The sequence below is a fragment of the Micromonospora sp. NPDC093243 genome, from assembly GCF_044753725.1.
Taxonomy (GTDB): domain Bacteria; phylum Actinomycetota; class Actinomycetes; order Mycobacteriales; family Micromonosporaceae; genus Micromonospora.
Genome location: NZ_JBIVNT010000001.1, coordinates 969,110 through 986,198, shown reverse-complemented (window position 1 = coordinate 986,198; position 17,089 = coordinate 969,110). Strand labels below are relative to the sequence as shown.

General features: G+C 72.6%; 16 protein-coding genes. 15 read left to right on the top strand and 1 reads right to left on the bottom strand.

The window, feature by feature from the left end; genetic code table 11:
* The first annotated feature begins 32 nt into the window (after nt 1–32).
* The 7 genes from ACIP9D_RS04490 to nusB all read left to right on the top strand — a co-directional run bounded on the left by ACIP9D_RS04490 (nt 33) and on the right by nusB (nt 5,436).
* The gene (locus ACIP9D_RS04490) at nt 33–689 is read left to right on the top strand and encodes a class I SAM-dependent methyltransferase (RefSeq protein WP_350871018.1); all 657 of its coding nucleotides are present in this window, start codon (nt 33–35) and stop codon (nt 687–689) included.
* A 135-nt stretch (nt 690–824) separates the two neighbouring features.
* Entirely contained in the window at nt 825–2,003 is a 1,179-nt protein-coding gene (gene aroC, locus ACIP9D_RS04485; RefSeq protein ID WP_350871016.1) for a chorismate synthase, read from the top strand.
* A gap of 2 nt (nt 2,004–2,005) precedes the next feature.
* Nucleotides 2,006–2,539, top strand: coding sequence for a shikimate kinase (locus ACIP9D_RS04480; RefSeq protein ID WP_350871159.1), 534 nt, complete (start codon nt 2,006–2,008; stop codon nt 2,537–2,539).
* Between the two features lie 39 nt (nt 2,540–2,578).
* Nucleotides 2,579–3,658 (top strand): 3-dehydroquinate synthase, encoded by a 1,080-nt coding sequence (gene aroB / locus ACIP9D_RS04475; protein ID WP_350871014.1) that lies wholly within the window; start codon nt 2,579–2,581, stop codon nt 3,656–3,658.
* Complete coding sequence (gene aroQ / locus ACIP9D_RS04470) at nt 3,655–4,092, top strand: type II 3-dehydroquinate dehydratase (protein WP_350871011.1); 438 nt, start codon at nt 3,655–3,657, stop codon at nt 4,090–4,092. Before aroB ends, aroQ begins: the two co-directional genes overlap by 4 nt.
* A gap of 352 nt (nt 4,093–4,444) precedes the next feature.
* Nucleotides 4,445–5,002 carry an elongation factor P gene (gene efp / locus ACIP9D_RS04465; protein WP_120683886.1) on the top strand — a complete coding sequence of 186 codons (558 nt, stop codon included), beginning with the start codon at nt 4,445–4,447 and terminating at the stop codon, nt 5,000–5,002.
* A gap of 23 nt (nt 5,003–5,025) precedes the next feature.
* Nucleotides 5,026–5,436, top strand: a complete 411-nt coding sequence (nusB, locus tag ACIP9D_RS04460) for a transcription antitermination factor NusB (RefSeq protein WP_350871156.1) — start codon at nt 5,026–5,028, stop codon at nt 5,434–5,436.
* A 74-nt stretch (nt 5,437–5,510) separates the two neighbouring features.
* On the opposite strand, the gene ACIP9D_RS04455 is transcribed toward nusB, so the two are convergent.
* Nucleotides 5,511–5,999, bottom strand: a complete 489-nt coding sequence (locus ACIP9D_RS04455; protein WP_013285505.1) for a transcriptional regulator — start codon at nt 5,997–5,999, stop codon at nt 5,511–5,513.
* 287 nt (nt 6,000–6,286) lie between these two features.
* On the opposite strand from ACIP9D_RS04455, the gene pyrR reads away from it, so the two are divergent.
* The 8 genes from pyrR to pyrF all read left to right on the top strand — a co-directional run bounded on the left by pyrR (nt 6,287) and on the right by pyrF (nt 16,990).
* Nucleotides 6,287–6,871: a bifunctional pyr operon transcriptional regulator/uracil phosphoribosyltransferase PyrR gene (gene pyrR / locus ACIP9D_RS04450; RefSeq protein WP_350871008.1), complete on the top strand. Its 585-nt coding sequence runs from the start codon at nt 6,287–6,289 to the stop codon at nt 6,869–6,871.
* Nucleotides 6,868–7,794: an aspartate carbamoyltransferase catalytic subunit gene (locus ACIP9D_RS04445; protein WP_350871005.1), complete on the top strand. Its 927-nt coding sequence runs from the start codon at nt 6,868–6,870 to the stop codon at nt 7,792–7,794. Before pyrR ends, ACIP9D_RS04445 begins: the two co-directional genes overlap by 4 nt.
* Nucleotides 7,791–9,068, top strand: coding sequence for a dihydroorotase (locus tag ACIP9D_RS04440; protein WP_350871003.1), 1,278 nt, complete (start codon nt 7,791–7,793; stop codon nt 9,066–9,068). Before ACIP9D_RS04445 ends, ACIP9D_RS04440 begins: the two co-directional genes overlap by 4 nt.
* Nucleotides 9,065–10,207 carry a glutamine-hydrolyzing carbamoyl-phosphate synthase small subunit gene (gene carA / locus ACIP9D_RS04435; RefSeq protein WP_350871000.1) on the top strand — a complete coding sequence of 381 codons (1,143 nt, stop codon included), beginning with the start codon at nt 9,065–9,067 and terminating at the stop codon, nt 10,205–10,207. Before ACIP9D_RS04440 ends, carA begins: the two co-directional genes overlap by 4 nt.
* Entirely contained in the window at nt 10,200–13,547 is a 3,348-nt protein-coding gene (carB, locus tag ACIP9D_RS04430) for a carbamoyl-phosphate synthase large subunit (protein WP_350870997.1), read from the top strand. The genes carA and carB overlap by 8 nt, the downstream gene beginning before the upstream one ends.
* A complete protein-coding gene (locus ACIP9D_RS04425; protein WP_350870994.1) occupies nt 13,544–14,584 on the top strand; it encodes a quinone-dependent dihydroorotate dehydrogenase in 1,041 nt (346 codons plus the stop codon). Before carB ends, ACIP9D_RS04425 begins: the two co-directional genes overlap by 4 nt.
* Before the next feature lie 214 nt (nt 14,585–14,798).
* Nucleotides 14,799–16,073: an adenosylmethionine--8-amino-7-oxononanoate transaminase gene (locus ACIP9D_RS04420; protein WP_350870992.1), complete on the top strand. Its 1,275-nt coding sequence runs from the start codon at nt 14,799–14,801 to the stop codon at nt 16,071–16,073.
* An 80-nt stretch (nt 16,074–16,153) separates the two neighbouring features.
* Nucleotides 16,154–16,990, top strand: a complete 837-nt coding sequence (gene pyrF, locus ACIP9D_RS04415) for an orotidine-5'-phosphate decarboxylase (RefSeq protein ID WP_350870989.1) — start codon at nt 16,154–16,156, stop codon at nt 16,988–16,990.
* The last annotated feature ends 99 nt before the right edge of the window (nt 16,991–17,089 follow it).

The window sequence follows — 17,089 nt, the reverse complement described above, 5'->3', positions numbered from 1 at the left end:
ACGGTCGAATCGATCGATAAAAATCTGATTCCATGGCCCTCCACTCGCTCAGGTTCTATCTGGTTGATTCGCCGACTTCCCTGGGCGCGAAACGGCGCGCCCGGCGTGCCGCGTGGCTCTCGGACACTTTTCCGGATCTCGCCGAGATGAATGTCCTCGACCTGGGCGGTCGGGTGGAGAGCTGGGCCAAGGTTCCGGTGCGTCCGGCACACGTGCACGTGGTCAATCTTGAGCCGCTCCCCACGGAGCTGCCCGAGTGGGCCGAGGCCGACCACGCCGATGCGTGCGAGCTGCCCAAGAGTGTCCTGAACCGCCGCTACGACCTCGTCTTCAGCAACAGCGTGCTGGAGCACGTCGGCGGATACGAGCGGCGTCGGCGAATGGCGGAGGCGGTCCGGGAGCTGGCGCCGGCCTACTGGGTCCAGACGCCTTACCGTTACTTCCCGATCGAGCCGCACTGGGTCGCGCCCGGAATGCAATTCCTGCCGGTGTCGGCGCGGGTTGTCGTGGCGCGCAAGTGGCCCCTCGCCTACACGCCCGGAAAATCCTACGACCTGGCGATGAAACAGGTCCTGACGACGGAACTCGTCGGTCGGGCCGAGCTGCGTTACCTCTTTCCCGACGCCACCATTCGAAATGAGCGCCTGCTGGGCCTCACCAAGTCGTTGATCGCGATCCGCAGGCCGTGACCCCGGTTCGCCGATCATGATCGGGTCGGCGACCCGGCCGGGCCGGGCACGCTGGTGGCGGACGCCGTCGTCCGCAGGACGGGACGGGGCGGGCACCGCACGGCGGTGACCACCCGGCGTGACAGACTGACCGCTGTGTTGCGCTGGCTGACTGCAGGTGAATCGCACGGACCCGCCCTCGTCGCGCTGATCGAGGGGGTGCCCGCCGGGGTCGAGGTGACCACCGGCGACATCTCCGCCGAGCTGGCCCGCCGGCGGCTGGGTTATGGCCGGGGCGCGCGGATGGCGTTCGAGCAGGACGAGGTCGAGGTGATCGGCGGCCTGCGGCACGGCGTCACCATCGGCAGCCCGGTCGCGGTCCGGGTCGGCAACTCCGAGTGGCCGAAGTGGCGCACCGTGATGGCCCCCGACCCGGTCGACGCCGACGAGTTGGCCGGGCAGGCCCGCAACGCCCCGCTCACCCGTCCCCGGCCCGGCCACGCCGACCTCGCCGGCATGCAGAAGTACGGCCACACCGACGCCCGGCCGATCCTGGAGCGGGCCAGCGCCCGGGAGACCGCCGCCCGGGTCGCGGTCGGCACCGTCGCCAAGGCGCTGGTGAAGCAGACCCTCGGCATCGAGATCGTCTCGCACGTGGTGGAGCTGGGGCCGGTCGCGGTCAAGCCGGGGCTGCGCCCGCGCCCGGAGGACGCCGCCCGGATCGACGCCGATCCGCTGCGCTGCCTCGACCCGGAGGCCAGCGCCCGGATGGTCGCCGAGGTCGACGCCGCGAAGAAGGCCGCCGACACCCTCGGTGGCGTGGTCGAGGTGCTGGCGTACGGGGTGCCGCCGGGGTTGGGCAGCCACGTGCAGTGGGACCGCAAGCTGGACGCCCGGCTGGCCACCGCGCTGATGTCCATCCAGGCGATCAAGGGCGTGGAGATCGGCGACGGCTGGCAGCAGGCGCGCTCCCGCGGCTCCGAGGCGCACGACGAGATCATGCCGACCGCCACCGGCGTACGCCGGGTCACCGACCGGGCCGGCGGGCTGGAGGGCGGCATCACCACCGGTGAGCCGCTGCGGGTCAAGGCCGCGATGAAGCCGATCTCGTCGCTGAACCGGGCCCTGGCCACCATCGACGTGACCACCGGCGAGCCGGCCACCGCGATCAACCAGCGTTCGGACGTCTGCGCGGTGCCCGCCGCCGCGGTGGTGGCCGAGGCGATGGTCGCCCTGGTGCTGGCCGAGGCGACCATGGAGAAGTTCGGTGGCGACTCGGTTGCCGAGATCCGGCGCAACCTGGCCGGCTACCTGGACGCGCTGGTGATCCGGTGACCGTGGCCGGTCCCGATCCGGCGCTCGGGGCGACCAGGCCGGTCTGTGTGCTGGTCGGCGCGCCCGGCTCGGGCAAGACCACGGTCGGTGAGGCGCTCGCCGCCGCGCTCGGCGTGGAGTTCCGCGACACCGACCTGGACATCGAGCGGATGGCCGGCAAGCCGATCCCGGAAATCTTCATCGACGAGGGCGAGGCGCACTTCCGGGCCCTCGAACGGGCCGCGGTGGCCGCGGCGCTCGCCTCCTGCCCGGGGGTGCTCGCCCTCGGCGGCGGCGCGGTCCTCGCCGAGGAGACCCGGGCCGCCCTGGTCGGGCACACCGTGGTGCACCTCTCCGTCGAGCTGCCCGACGCGGTGAAGCGGGTCGGCCTGGGCGTCGGGCGCCCGCTGTTGACGCTCAACCCGCGGGCGACGCTGAAGCACCTGATGGACCAGCGCCGACCGCTCTACACCGAGGTGGCGACCGCGACGGTGGTCACCGACGGGCGGAGCCCGGCGGAGATCGCCGCCGAGATCACCGCCCTGCTGGCGCGCTGACGTCGCCCGGTCCGGGCCCGCTGGACTAGGCTGCCGGCGATGGACGAGGTGACCCGGATCCCGGTCGGCGGCGAGCGGCCGTACGACGTGCTGGTGGGACGCGACCTGCTCGACACGCTCCCCGGCCTGCTGCCCGGGGCGACCCGGGTGGCGCTGCTGCACGCGCCACCGTTGAAGGAGTTGGCCGACGCGGTCGGCGAGCGGCTCAACGCCGCCGGCGTCGCTCCGCTGCCGATCGAGGTGCCGGACGCCGAGGCCGGCAAGCAGATCGACGTCGCCGCGGCGTGCTGGGACCGGCTCGGCGCGGCGGGCTTCACCCGCTCCGACGCGGTGGTCGGCGTGGGCGGTGGCGCGGTGACCGACCTCGCCGGCTTCGTCGCCGCGTCCTGGCTTCGCGGGGTGCGCTGGGTGCCGGTCGCCACCTCCCTGCTCGGCATGGTCGACGCCGCGGTCGGCGGCAAGACCGGGATCAACACCGCCGCCGGCAAGAACCTGGTCGGCGCGTTCCACCCGCCGGTCGGGGTCCTCGCCGACCTGGCCACCCTGGACAGCCTGCCCCCGAGCGACCTGGCCGCCGGGCTGGCCGAGGTGGTCAAGTGCGGCTTCATCGCCGACCCGGTGATCCTCGACCTGGTCGAGGCCGACCCGGCGGCGGCAACCGACCCCGGCGGGCCGGTGACCCGGGAGCTGATCGAGCGGGCGATCCGGGTCAAGGCCGACGTGGTCTCCGGCGACCTGCGCGAGTCCGGCGTCCGCGAGGTGCTCAACTACGGTCACACCCTGGCGCACGCGATCGAGAAGGTGGAGGGCTACCGCTGGCGGCACGGGCACGCGGTCGCCGTCGGCCTGGTCTACGCCGGCACTCTGGCCCGCCTCGCCGGCCGGCTCGACGAGGCGACCGCCGGCCGGCACCGCGCCGCCGTCGCCGCGCTCGGCCTGCCCACCAGCTACCGGGCCGACGCCTGGCCGGAGCTGCTGGGGGCGATGCGGGTGGACAAGAAGGCCCGGGGTGACCGGCTGCGCTTCGTGGTGCTGGACGGGCTGGCCCGCCCGGCGATCCTGGACGGCCCGGACGACGACCTGCTCCGCGCCGCCTACGCGGAGGTGGCAGCCGGGTGAAGGTGTACGTGCTGAACGGGCCGAACCTGGGCCGGCTGGGCACCCGCCAGCCCGAGGTGTACGGCGCGACCAGCTACGCCGACCTGGTGACGCTCTGCGAGTCGGCCGGCCGTGAGTTGGGCCTGGACGTCACCGTCCGGCAGACCGACGCCGAGCACGAGCTGCTCGGCTGGCTGCACGCCGCCGCCGACGAGGGCGCCGCGGTGGTGCTGAACCCGGCCGCCTGGTCGCACTACTCCTACGCCGTCCGGGACGCCTGCGCGCAGCTGCGCGGACCGCTGGTCGAGGTGCACATCTCCAACATCCACGCTCGCGAGGAGTTCCGGCAGCACTCGGTGGTCTCCGCGGTGGCGACCGGAGTGATCGCCGGGCTCGGCGTCGACGGCTACCGCCTCGCCCTGCACCACCTGGCCACCCTGACGCCTGACGCCTGAGCCAGGTCCGTTGGCGCTGTTCCACGCGTTGTTCGCTCACCGTGACCGGCGCGGAGTGCGCCGACCCCCTTCCTCGCCGCCTTTGCTCTGGGGGCGGTCGGGCCCGTAGGTGCGGCGGTTGTAGCGGGGCCGGCTGCGGGCGGACAGTTCCCGGGCGCGGCCACGCGGACCTGCGGGTGTGGGCAGGCAGCCCCCGGGGTGTGGGGAGGCAGCCCGCCGGGTGTGGGCAGGCAGCGTGTGGGGGTTGGGCTGGCCGCCCGCCGGGAGCCGGCCGGTGACGGCGGAGGCGGCCGTCCCGGGCGGCTTGTAGACTTGCCAGGTCTGTCCGCCAAATTGATGATCAAGGCAGGAAATGGCCACCACCAACGACCTGAAGAACGGCCTGGTACTCAACCTCGACAAGGAGCTCTGGGCCGTAGTCGAGTTCCAGCACGTCAAGCCCGGTAAGGGTGGTGCGTTCGTGCGCACCACGTTGAAGAACGTGCTCTCCGGCAAGGTGGTCGACAAGACCTTCAACGCGGGCACCAAGGTCGAGACGGCGACCGTCGACAAGCGCACCATGCAGTACCTCTACGCCGACGGCGAAGACTACGTCTTCATGGATCTGGAGACCTTCGACCAGATCACCGTGCCCGGCGGCACGGTCGGCGAGGCGGCCAACTACCTGCTGCCCGAGGCCGAGGCGACCGTCGCCACCCACGAGGGCGTCCCGCTCTACATCGAGCTGCCGACCAGCGTCGTGCTCGAGGTCACCTACACCGAGCCGGGTCTGCAGGGCGACCGCTCGACCGGCGGCAACAAGCCGGCGACCGTCGAGACCGGCGCGACCGTGCAGGTGCCCCTCTTCATCACCACCGGCGAGAAGATCAAGGTCGACACCCGCGACGGCCGTTACCTCGGCCGCTCCTGATGGCTGAGGGTCCCAAGCAGCAGATGCCGGCGCGCCGCAAGGCGCGCAAGCGGGCACTGGATGTGCTCTTCGAGGCCGACCTGCGGGATCACCCTCCGGTGGAGGTGCTCGCCGGCTACCTGCAGCGGATCGAGCGACCGCACCCCGAGCACCTGGGCTACGCGGTGGGCCTGGTCGAGGGGGTCGCCGCCCACCTCGACCGGATCGACGAGCTGATCGCCAGCTACACCGAGGGCTGGACGCTGGAGCGGATGCCGGTGGTCGACCGCAACCTCGCCCGGATCGCGGTCTACGAGCTGCTCTACGTCGACGAGATCGACGACGCGGTGGCGATCAGCGAGGCGGTCGAGCTGGCCCGGCAGATGTCGACCGACGACTCGCCGCGCTTCCTCAACGGGGTGCTCGGCCGGATCGCCGAGTACGCCACCCGCTGAAAGCGGCTCCGCCGCACCCGTACCACCACGAAGGGCCCGTGCCGGACGGCACGGGCCCTTCGGGTGTTCGCAGGTCAGGAGGCGAAGAACGCCCGCGGGTCGGCGACCAGCACGCCGTGCTCGGTGAGCCGCTCGATCAGACCGGACGGCGAGGCGTCGTAGACGATCGCCAGGGCGCGCAGGTCGTCGGCGCGGATCGAGAGCACCCGGCCGTTGTAGTCACCGCGCTGCTGCTGGATCGCCCGGGCGTAGCGGGCCACGTAGGCGAGGTCCTCGGAGGCCTCGTCGTAGAGCCGCTCCAGGTCCAGAACGATCTTGCTGGTGGGCTCGTGACGCACCCCGCTGCCGTCGGGCAGCAGCTCCGAGACGGGAACGCGGTAGAAGTCGGCCAGCTCGGCCAGGCGGGACACCGTTACGGCGCGGTCGCCGCGCTCGTACGAGCCGACCACCACGGCCTTCCACCGCCCGTTCGACTTCTCTTCCACCCCCTGCAGGGACAGCCCCTGCTGCTGGCGGATGGAGCGCAGGCGGGCGCCCAGCGACTTGGCGTATTCAGAGGGCATTCGGACACTCCCAGTGCTGCTTTGGGGTTCTCCCAGCGATCGCTACGGAGCGTGACGGTACGGGGATTGCGACACCTGGTCAAGTGGTCGTGACCTTACCGTTGGGGAGCACGGGGGGAGTTATCCCCATTTCGCCGGCCTGATCCGATGGTCAGCGGGCCGCCGCGATCGGCCCGGTGACCACTGGTAACGTGGCGTGAAGCCCCGGCGTCGCCCTTAGCGGCCGGCCCGGAGGTGTCCGACATCCTTTAACGACCCGTCCCGTGAGGCGGGGAAGGAGGTCCGCCGTGGCCTGCCCACCGGCTGCCCAGTCGCCGACCGCGCGGCAACCCTCGGTGAAGGTGATCCTCGCCAGCGCCGACGTGCAGCGCGTGGTCGACCGGATCGCCCACCAGATCCTGGAGAAGACCCAGGGCGCCGCCGACACCGTGTTGCTCGGCATTCCCACCCGGGGCGCCCCGCTGGCCAAGCGGCTCGCCGCCCGGATCAGCACCTTCGAGGACGTCGCCGTCCCGGTCGGTGTGCTCGACATCACCCTCTACCGCGACGACCTGCGCCGGCACGCGATCCGCGCGGTCGGACCGACCCAGCTGCCGCCCGGCGGCATCGACGGCAAGCGGGTCATCCTCGTCGACGACGTGCTCTTCTCCGGCCGCACCGTACGGGCCGCTCTCGACGCGCTCAACGACGTCGGCCGGCCGGCCTCGGTGCAGCTCGCCGTCCTGGTCGACCGCGGTCACCGTGAGCTCCCGATCCGGGCCGACTACGTCGGCAAGAACATCCCCACCGCACTCTCCGAGAGCGTGAAGGTGACGCTCGCCGAGACCGACGGCGTCGATGGGGTCAAGCTGTACGGAGGTAACCCCGCATGATCCGGCACCTGCTCTCCGGCGCCGACCTGGACGCGGCCACCGCCACCCGGATCCTGGACACCGCCGCCGAGATGTCCACCGTCGCCGGCCGGGAGATCAAGAAGCTGCCCGCGCTGCGTGGCCGGACGGTGGTCAACCTCTTCTACGAGGACTCCACCCGCACCCGGATCTCCTTCGAGGCGGCGGCGAAGCGACTCAGCGCCGACGTGATCAACTTTTCCGCGAAGGGGTCGAGCGTCACCAAGGGCGAGAGCCTCAAGGACACCGCGCTGACCCTGCAGGCGATGGGCGCCGACGCTGTGGTGGTCCGCCACCCCGCCTCCGGCGCCCCGCACCGGCTCGCCGAATGGGTCGACGGGTCGGTGGTCAACGCGGGCGACGGCACCCACGAGCACCCCACCCAGGCGCTGCTCGACGCGTACACCATGCGGTCCCGGCTGGGCCGGCTGGCCGGCCTGTCGGTCACGGTGGTCGGGGACGTTTTGCACAGCCGGGTCGCCCGCTCCAACGTGCTGCTGCTCTCCACCCTCGGCGCCAAGGTCACCCTGGTCGGGCCGCCGACGCTCATCCCGGTCGACATCGCCCAGGCGCTCGCCCCCGGCACCGCCGTCTGCTACGACCTCGACGCGGCGCTGCCCGACGCGGACGTGGTGATGATGCTGCGGGTGCAGCGGGAGCGGATGAACGACTCCTACTTCCCCTCCGCCCGCGAGTACGCCCGCCGCTACGGCCTGGACGGGCCGCGGATGCGCCGGCTGCCGGAGCACGCGATCGTCATGCACCCCGGTCCGATGAACCGGGGCATGGAGATCACGCCCGAGGTGGCCGACTCGCCCCGCTCCACCATCGTCGAACAGGTCACCAACGGGGTCTCCGTCCGGATGGCCGTCCTCTACCTGCTGCTCGGGGGGAACAACGCATGACCGCGTACCTGGTCAAGGGAGTCAGCGTGCTCGGCGCCGCGCCGACCGACCTGCTGATCCGCGACGGCGTCGTGGCCGAGGTCGGCGCCGCTCTGACCGCCGCCGACGCCACCGTGATCGACGCCGCCGGGCTGGTCGCCCTGCCCGGCCTGGTCGACCTGCACACCCATCTTCGGGAGCCGGGCCGCGAGGACGCCGAGACGGTCGAGTCCGGCTCCCGGGCGGCGGCGCTCGGCGGGTACACCGCGGTCTGCGCGATGGCGAACACCTCCCCGGTCGCCGACACCGCCGGGGTGGTCGAGCAGGTCTGGCGGCTCGGCCGGGAGGCCGGCCTGGTGGACGTGCAGCCGATCGGCGCGGTCACCGTAGGGCTGGCCGGCGAGCGGCTGGCCGAGCTCGGCGCGATGGCCGACTCCGCGGCCCGGGTGCGGATCTTCTCGGACGACGGGCACTGCGTGGCCGACCCGAAGCTGATGCGCCGGGCGCTGGAGTACGTCAAGGCGTTCGACGGGATCATCGCCCAGCACGCCGAGGAGCCCCGGCTGACCGAGGGCGCGCAGATGCACGAGGGTGAGGTCTCCACCCGGCTCGGGCTGACCGGCTGGCCGGCGGTGGCCGAGGAGGCGATCATCGCCCGGGACGTGCTGCTCGCCGAGCACGTCGGCAGCCGGCTGCACGTCTGCCACGTCTCCACGGCCGGCAGCGTCGAGGTGCTGCGACAGGCCAAGGCCCGCGGGGTCCGGGTCACCGCCGAGGTGACCCCGCACCACCTGCTGCTCACCGACGACCGGGCCGAGACCTACGACCCGGTCTACAAGGTGAACCCGCCGCTGCGCACCACCGGCGACATCGCCGCGCTGCGCGCCGCGCTGGTCGACGGCGTGATCGACGTGGTCGCCACCGACCACGCGCCGCACGCGGTGGAGGACAAGGAGTGTGAGTGGGCGTACGCCCGGCCGGGGATGCTCGGACTGGAGACGGCGCTCTCGATCGCGCTCGACGTGCTCGGCCCGCGCTGGGACCTGATCGCCGAGCGGATGTCGCGTACCCCGGCCCGGATCGCCGGGCTGGACGCGCACGGCCTCGACCCGGCGCCCGGCGTGCCGGCCAACCTCACCCTGGTCGACCCGGCCGCCCGTCGGGTGGTCGAGCCCGCGGAGCTGGCCAGCCACAGCCGTAACACCCCGTACGCCGGCATGACGCTGCCGGGTCGCATCGTGGCGACCTTCCTGCACGGCGAGCCGACGGTCCTCGACGGAAAGGCGACGAAGTGAAGAGGCGTCCAGCGATTCTGGTGCTGGAGGACGGGCGGACCTTCGCCGGCGAGGCCTACGGCAGCGTCGGGGAGACCTTCGGCGAGGCGGTCTTCAACACCGGCATGACCGGCTACCAGGAGACCCTCACCGACCCCTCCTACCACCGGCAGGTGGTGGTGCAGACCGCGCCGCACATCGGCAACACCGGGGTGAACGCGGAGGACGACGAGTCGGCCCGGATCTGGGTGGCCGGCTACGTGGTCCGCGACCCGGCCCGGATCGGCTCGAACTGGCGGGCCACCGGCGGGCTGGAGGACCGGCTCGCCGCCGAGGGTGTGGTCGGCATCAGCGGCGTGGACACCCGGGCGCTCACCCGGCACCTGCGTGAGCGGGGCGCCATGCGGGTAGGCATCTCCAGCGTCGAGGACGACCCGCGGGCGCTGCTGGCCCGGGTCCGGCAGGCCCCGGAGATGGTGGGCGCGGACCTCTCCGCCGAGGTGACCACCGCCCAGCCGTACGTGGTGCCGGCGCAGGGTGAGCACCGGTACACGGTCGCCGCGCTGGACCTCGGGATCAAGCGCAACGTGCCGCGCCGGCTGGCCGCGCGTGGGGTCACCACGCACGTGCTGCCGGCCGGCTCCACCATCGACGAGCTGCTCGCGACCGGTGCCGACGCGGTCTTCTTCTCGCCCGGCCCGGGTGACCCGGCGACCGCCGACCGGCCGGTCGCGCTCGCCCGCGAGGTGTTGAGCCGGAAGATCCCGCTCTTCGGCATCTGCTTCGGCAGCCAGATCCTCGGCCGGGCGCTCGGCTTCGGCACCTACAAGCTGGGTTACGGGCACCGTGGCATCAACCAGCCGGTGCTCGACCGGGCCACCGGCAAGGTGGAGGTGACCAGCCACAACCACGGCTTCGCCGTGCAGGTGCCGGGCGCGGGCGCCGGGGTGGTGGTCCCGGACCAGGTGATCGACACCGAGTTCGGCGGGGTCCAGGTGTCCCACGTCTGCCTCAACGACAACGTGGTCGAGGGGCTGCGGGCGCGTGACGTGCCCGCGTTCACCGTGCAGTACCACCCGGAGGCGGCGGCCGGCCCGCACGACGCGGACTACCTCTTCGACCGCTTCGCCGAGCTCATCGAGGGGCGCAGCAATGCCTAAGCGGACCGATCTCAACCACATCCTGGTCATCGGCTCCGGGCCGATCGTCATCGGCCAGGCCTGCGAGTTCGACTACTCCGGCACCCAGGCCTGCCGGGTGCTGCGCAGCGAGGGAATCCGGGTCAGCCTGGTCAACTCCAACCCGGCGACGATCATGACCGACCCGGAGTTCGCCGACGCCACCTACGTCGAGCCGATCACCCCCGAGTTCGTCGAGCTGGTGATCGCCAAGGAACGCCCGGACGCGATCCTGCCCACCCTGGGCGGGCAGACCGCGCTGAACACCGCTGTCGCCCTGCACGAGGCCGGCGTGCTGGAGAAGTACGGCGTGGAGCTGATCGGCGCGAACATCGACGCGATCAACCGTGGCGAGGACCGGCAGCTGTTCAAGGAGATCGTGGCCAAGGCCGGCGTCCGGCTCGGCATCGACGACCCGGCCGCCCTGGTGCCCCGCTCCCGGGTCTGCCACTCGATGGAGGAGGTCGAGGCGACCGTCGCCGAGCTGGGCCTGCCGGTGGTGATCCGGCCGTCGTTCACCATGGGCGGGCTGGGCTCGGGCATGGCGCACACCCCGGAGGATCTGGCCCGCATCGCCGGCGACGGCCTGGCCGCCAGCCCGGTGCACGAGGTGCTGATCGAGGAGAGCGTGCTCGGCTGGAAGGAGTACGAGCTCGAGCTGATGCGCGACCGCCGCGACAACGTGGTGGTGGTCTGCTCGATCGAGAACATCGACCCGATGGGCGTGCACACCGGCGACAGCGTCACCGTCGCCCCCGCCATGACCCTGACCGACCGGGAGTACCAGCGGCTGCGCGACCTGGGCATCGCGGTGCTGCGCGAGGTCGGGGTGGACACCGGAGGCTGCAACATCCAGTTCGCGGTGAACCCGGCCGACGGCCGGATCGTCGTGATCGAGATGAACCCTCGGGTGTCCCGCTCCTCCGCGCTGGCGTCGAAGGCGACCGGCTTCCCGATTGCGAAGATCGCCGCCAAGCTGGCCATCGGCTACACCCTGGACGAGATCCCCAACGACATCACCCTGAAGACCCCGGCGGCCTTCGAGCCGACGCTGGACTACGTGGTCGTCAAGATCCCCCGCTTCGCCTTCGAGAAGTTCCCCGGCGCGGACCCGGAGCTGACCACCACGATGAAGTCGGTCGGCGAGGCGATGAGCCTCGGTCGCAACTTCAGCGAGGCGCTGAACAAGGCGATGCGCTCGATGGAGACCAAGGCGGGCGGCTTCTGGAGCGTGCCGGATCCGCGCGGGGCCACCAAGGAGAACACCCTGGCCGCGCTGGGCGTCCCGCACGACGGCCGGCTCTACACGGTCGAGCGGGCGCTGCGGCTGGGCGCCTCGATCGCCGAGGTGGCTGCCGCCTCGGGCGGGATCGACCCGTGGTTCCTGGACCAGATCGCCGGTCTGGTCGAGTTGCGCGACGAGATCGTGGCCGCCCCGGTGCTCGACGCCGAGCTGCTGCGCCGGGCCAAGCGCGCCGGCCTCTCCGACCGGCAGCTGGCCGCGCTGCGCCCGGAGCTCGCCGCCGAGGACGGCGTGCGGACCCTGCGGCACCGGCTGGGCATCCGCCCGGTCTACAAGACCGTGGACACCTGCGCGGCCGAGTTCGAGGCGACCACCCCGTACCACTACTCGTCCTACGACCAGGAGACCGAGGTCGTCGGGTCGGACCGGCCGAAGGTGCTGATCCTGGGCTCCGGCCCGAACCGGATCGGGCAGGGCATCGAGTTCGACTACTCCTGCGTGCACGCGGTCCAGGCACTGCGGGCGGCGGGCTTCGAGACCGTGATGGTCAACTGCAACCCGGAGACCGTCTCCACCGACTACGACACCGCCGACCGGCTCTACTTCGAGCCGCTCACCTTCGAGGACGTGCTGGAGGTCTGGCACGCCGAGGACTCTTCCGGCCGGGCGGCCGGTGGGCCGGGCGTGGTCGGGGTGGTCGTGCAGCTCGGCGGGCAGACCCCGCTGGGCCTGGCGCAGCGGCTCAAGGACGCCGGGGTGCCGATCGTCGGCACCTCACCGGAGTCGATCCACCTCGCCGAGGAGCGGGGCGCGTTCGGCGCGGTGCTGGCCCGGGCCGGGCTGCGCGCCCCGGCGCACGGCATGGCCACCTCGTACGACGAGGCGAAGGCGATCGCCGACGAGATCGGTTACCCGGTGCTGGTGCGTCCCTCCTACGTGCTCGGCGGGCGGGGCATGGAGATCGTCTACGACGATCCGACCCTGCGCGACTACATCGGCCGGGCCACGGACATCTCGCCGGACCACCCGGTGCTGGTGGACCGGTTCCTCGACGACGCCATCGAGATCGACGTGGACGCGCTCTGCGACGCCGACGGCGAGGTCTACCTCGGCGGGGTGATGGAGCACATCGAGGAGGCCGGCATCCACTCCGGGGACTCGTCCTGCGCCCTGCCGCCGATCACCCTGGCCGGCTCGCACCTGGCCGAGGTGCGCCGGTACACCGAGGCGATCGCCCGGGGGGTCGGGGTGCGCGGCCTGCTGAACGTGCAGTACGCGCTCAAGGACGACGTGCTCTACGTGCTGGAGGCGAACCCGCGGGCGTCGCGCACCGTGCCGTTCGTGTCCAAGGCGACCGCGGTGCCGCTGGCCAAGGCGGCGGCCCGGATCGCGCTCGGTGCCACCATCGCCGAGCTGCGCGCCGAGGGTCTGCTGCCGCGTGACGGCGACGGCGGCGCCATGCCGGTGGACGCCCCGATCGCGGTGAAGGAGGCGGTGCTGCCGTTCAAGCGGTTCCGCACCCGCTCCGGCAAGGGGATCGATTCGCTGCTGGGCCCGGAGATGAAGTCCACCGGCGAGGTGATGGGCATCGACACCAACTTCGGGCACGCCTTCGCCAAGTCGCAGTCGGCCGCGTACGGTTCGCTGCCGACGGACGGGAAGATCTTCGTCTCGGTGGCCAACCGGGACAAGCGCGCGATGATCTTCCCGATCAAGCGCCTGGCCGACCTGGGCTTCCAGATCGTCGCCACCACCGGCACCGCGGAGGTGCTGCGCCGGCACGGGATCGCCTGCGAGCAGATCCGCAAGCACTACCAGACGGGTGAGGGCGAGGACGCGGTCTCGCTGATCCTCGGCGGTGACGTGGCCCTGGTCGTCAACACCCCGCAGGGCTCCGGCGCCAGCGCCCGCTCCGACGGTTACGAGATCCGCAGCGCCGCGGTCACCGCGGACATCCCGTGCATCACCACGGTGCCCGGCGCCGCGGCGGCGGTGATGGGCATCGAGGCCCGCATCCGCGGCGACATGCAGGTCCGTCCCCTCCAGGAGCTGCACGCCGCGCTCCGGGCCCAGCAGTGATCTTCGAGCGGGCGGTGCGGCCGACGCTGTTCCGGATCGGCGGCGGCGACGCGGAGGCGGCGCACGAGTGGACGCTGCGCCGGCTCGCCGGGGTGTCCCGGCGGCCGGCGCTGCTCGCCGCGCTGCGGGCCCGGTACGCGGTCCGCGCGCCGCGGACCGTGTTCGGCGTCGAGTTCCCCAACCCCGTCGGCCTGGCCGCCGGGATGGACAAGAACGGCGTCGCGCTGCCCGCCTGGCCGGCGCTGGGCTTCGGCTTCGTCGAGGTCGGCACGGTGACCGCGCACGGTCAGCCGGGCAATCCACGGCCCCGGCTGTTCCGGCTGCGCGAGAGCGAGGCCGTGGTCAACCGGATGGGCTTCAACAACGCCGGCGCCGAGGCCCTGGCGGCCCGGCTGGCCGCGCTGCCCCGACCGATCGGCGTGCCGCTGGGCATCTCGCTCGGCAAGTCCAAGGTGACCCCGTTGGACGACGCGGTGGCCGACTACCTCGCCTCTTACCAGGCCCTGCGCGGGTACGGCGACTACTTCGCGGTCAACGTCTCCTCGCCGAACACTCCGGGCCTGCGTTCGCTGCAGGACCGGGCGCACCTGGACGCGCTGCTGGCGGCGCTGGTGGGGGAGAAGCCGGTGCTGGTGAAGATCGCACCGGACCTGACCGAGTCGGCGATCGCCGAGCTGCTGGAGGTCTGCCTGGCCCGGGGCGCGGCCGGCGTGATCGCCACCAACACCACGCTCGCCCGCGACGGCCTCGCGGCCGTGGACCAGCCCCGAGGCGCGGAGTCCGGCGGGCTCTCCGGCCGGCCGCTCACCGGGCGGGCCCGGGCGGTGGTCTCCTTCGTGCACCGGGAGACCGCCGGGCGGCTGCCGGTGATCGGGGTGGGCGGAATCCTCGACCCGGACGACGCGGCGCGGATGCTCGACGCCGGCGCCAGCCTGGTGCAGCTCTACACCGGCTTCATTTATCGCGGTCCGGCGCTGGTCCGCGCGGCCGCCCGGGCCGCCGCCGTCCCGACGCCGGCCCCGGCCGCACGCCGGTGAGCCGATCGGCGGCCGGCCCCGCTTGGACCGCCGTCCGCGCGTACGTCCGCGTCCGCATCCACGTTCGCATCCTTTGCTCTGCTTCGGTCCCGGCAACGGCCGCCGTCCGCTCTCCGGACATCGGCTGTCGCCTCTGCTGAAGCAGAGCAAAGGTTGCGCGCGGTGGTTCCCCCTCGGGCGCCACCGCCAGTTCCGACGGTACGAAGGAGAGCCCGTGACACCCGAGGAGATCCTGGCCGCCGACCGGGCGCACGTCTGGCACCCGTACGCCCCGCTGCCGCCGGCCAGCCCGCCCTACGTGGTGGCGGGCGCGCAGGGCGTACGGCTGCGGCTGGCCGACGGCCGCGAACTCGTCGACGGGATGTCGTCCTGGTGGGCGGCGATCCACGGCTACCGGCACCCGGTGCTCGACGCGGCCGTCACCGACCAGCTCGGCCGGATGAGTCACGTCATGTTCGGCGGGCTGACCCACGAGCCGGCGGTCCGGCTGGCCGAGACGCTGGTCGACCTCGCCCCGGACGGGCTGGAGCGGGTCTTCCTCTGCGACTCCGGCTCGGTGAGCGTCGAGGTCGCGGTCAAGATGTGCCTGCAGTACCAGCGGGCCACCGGCCGGCCGGAACGCCGCCGGCTGGGCACCTGGCGGGGCGGGTACCACGGCGACACCTTCCACCCGATGAGCGTCTGCGACCCGGAGGGCGGCATGCACCACCTCTGGGGCGACGTGCTGCCCCGGCAGGTCTTCGCGCCGATCCCACCGAGCGGCTTCGACGCCCCGCCCGACCCGGCCTACTGCGCCGCGCTGGCGGAGGCCGTCGAGCGGCACGCGCACGAGCTGGCCGCGGTGATCGTGGAGCCCGTGGTGCAGGGCGCCGGCGGGATGCGCTTTCACCACCCGGAGTACCTGCGGGTGCTGCGCGAGGCGACCCGGGCGCACGGGGTGCTGCTCATCTTCGATGAGATCGCCACCGGCTTCGGCCGGACCGGCACCATGTTCGCCGCCGAGCACGCCGGCGTGGTCCCGGACGTGATGTGCGTCGGCAAGGCGCTCACCGGCGGCTACCTCACCCTGGCGGCCGCGCTCTGCACCGCCGAGATCGCCCGGGGGATCTCCGCCGACGGCGTGCTGGCGCACGGCCCGACGTTCATGGGCAACCCCCTCGCCTGCGCGGTGGCCAACGCCTCCATCGGCCTGCTGCGGGCCGGTGACTGGGCGGGTGAGGTGGCGAGGGTGAGCGCGGGGCTGCGGGCCGGTCTGGAGCCGCTACGCGGCGCGCCCGGGGTGCTCGACGTGCGGGTGCTCGGCGCGATCGGGGTGGTGCAGCTGGACCACGAGGTGGACCTGCCCGCCGCCAGCGCCGCGGCGGTGGCCCAGGGGGTCTGGCTTCGGCCGTTCCGGGATCTGATCTACACCATGCCGCCGTACGTGACCGACGACGCCGACCTGGCCCGGATAGCGACCGGGGTGGCGGCGGCGGTGAAGGCCGGCTGAGCCGCCGGCGCGGCCATCCGGGCGGATACGCGGACGGCACCGGCCGTCCGTGTGAGGAGAGCGAGGAGAGGGAGAGGCGGATGGAGAGCTTCGGCGCCCGGCTGCACCGGGCCGTGATCGAGCGGGGACCGCTCTGTGTCGGGATCGACCCGCATCCGGGGCTGCTGGCCCGCTGGGGACTGGCCGACGACGTCGACGGGCTCGACCGGTTCGCCCGGACCGTCGTGGACGCCCTCGGTGACCGGGTTGCGGTGGTCAAGCCCCAGTCGGCCTTCTTCGAGCGATTCGGGGCCCGGGGCGTCGGGATTCTTGAGTCAACTATCCGACAGTTACGGGATCGCGGCTCGCTCGTTCTGCTTGACGCGAAGCGTGGCGACATCGGCTCGACGGTCCGCGCGTACGCCTCGGCGTACCTTGATCCATCCAGCCCGCTGTATGTCGACGCGGTCACCGCCAGCCCCTACCTGGGAGTAGGTTCGCTCGCCCCGATGTTCGAGTTGGCCGCCGAGCACGGCGGCGGCGTCTTCGTCCTGGCGTTGACCTCGAACCCCGAGGGAGCCGCCGTGCAGCACGCCCGCACCCCTGACGGGCGGACCGTCGCGCAGACCGTGATCGACGAGATTTCCCAGCTCAACGCGGGTGCGGACCCGCTCGGCAGCTTCGGTTTGGTGGTCGGAGCGACCATCGGCGACACCGGTCATGATTTGTCCCAGGTGGGGGGTCCGCTGCTCGCGCCGGGGCTCGGCGCGCAGGGCGCGACGGCCGCCGATCTGCGTACCGTCTTCGGTGCCAGCCTGCCCGCGGTGCTTCCCTCGTACTCCCGTGAGGTGCTCGGCGCGGGCCCCGACCCGGTCGCGCTGCGGGCCGCCGCGGAGCGCGTGCTGGCCGACTGCCGGGCGGTCCTGCCGGCCCGCTGACTGACTGACGGCTCGGTCACTTTGCGATGATCATGGCGCGCCCACGTTGCCGAAAGCTCCGTTGACCGCTAGTTTTCCCCGCGCTGGGAACCACGGACC

What these genes read in the sequence shown, in the direction of transcription:
- ACIP9D_RS04490 (WP_350871018.1), top strand. Translation starts at nt 33, where the DNA reads ATGGCCCTCCACTCGCTCAGGTTCTATCTGGTTGATTCGCCGACTTCC.
- aroB (WP_350871014.1), top strand. Translation starts at nt 2,579, where the DNA reads ATGGACGAGGTGACCCGGATCCCGGTCGGCGGCGAGCGGCCGTACGAC.
- efp (WP_120683886.1), top strand. Translation starts at nt 4,445, where the DNA reads ATGGCCACCACCAACGACCTGAAGAACGGCCTGGTACTCAACCTCGAC.
- nusB (WP_350871156.1), top strand. Translation starts at nt 5,026, where the DNA reads ATGCCGGCGCGCCGCAAGGCGCGCAAGCGGGCACTGGATGTGCTCTTC.
- ACIP9D_RS04455 (WP_013285505.1), bottom strand. Translation starts at nt 5,999, where the DNA reads ATGCCCTCTGAATACGCCAAGTCGCTGGGCGCCCGCCTGCGCTCCATC.
- ACIP9D_RS04445 (WP_350871005.1), top strand. Translation starts at nt 6,868, where the DNA reads ATGATCCGGCACCTGCTCTCCGGCGCCGACCTGGACGCGGCCACCGCC.
- ACIP9D_RS04440 (WP_350871003.1), top strand. Translation starts at nt 7,791, where the DNA reads ATGACCGCGTACCTGGTCAAGGGAGTCAGCGTGCTCGGCGCCGCGCCG.
- carB (WP_350870997.1), top strand. Translation starts at nt 10,200, where the DNA reads ATGCCTAAGCGGACCGATCTCAACCACATCCTGGTCATCGGCTCCGGG.
- pyrF (WP_350870989.1), top strand. Translation starts at nt 16,154, where the DNA reads ATGGAGAGCTTCGGCGCCCGGCTGCACCGGGCCGTGATCGAGCGGGGA.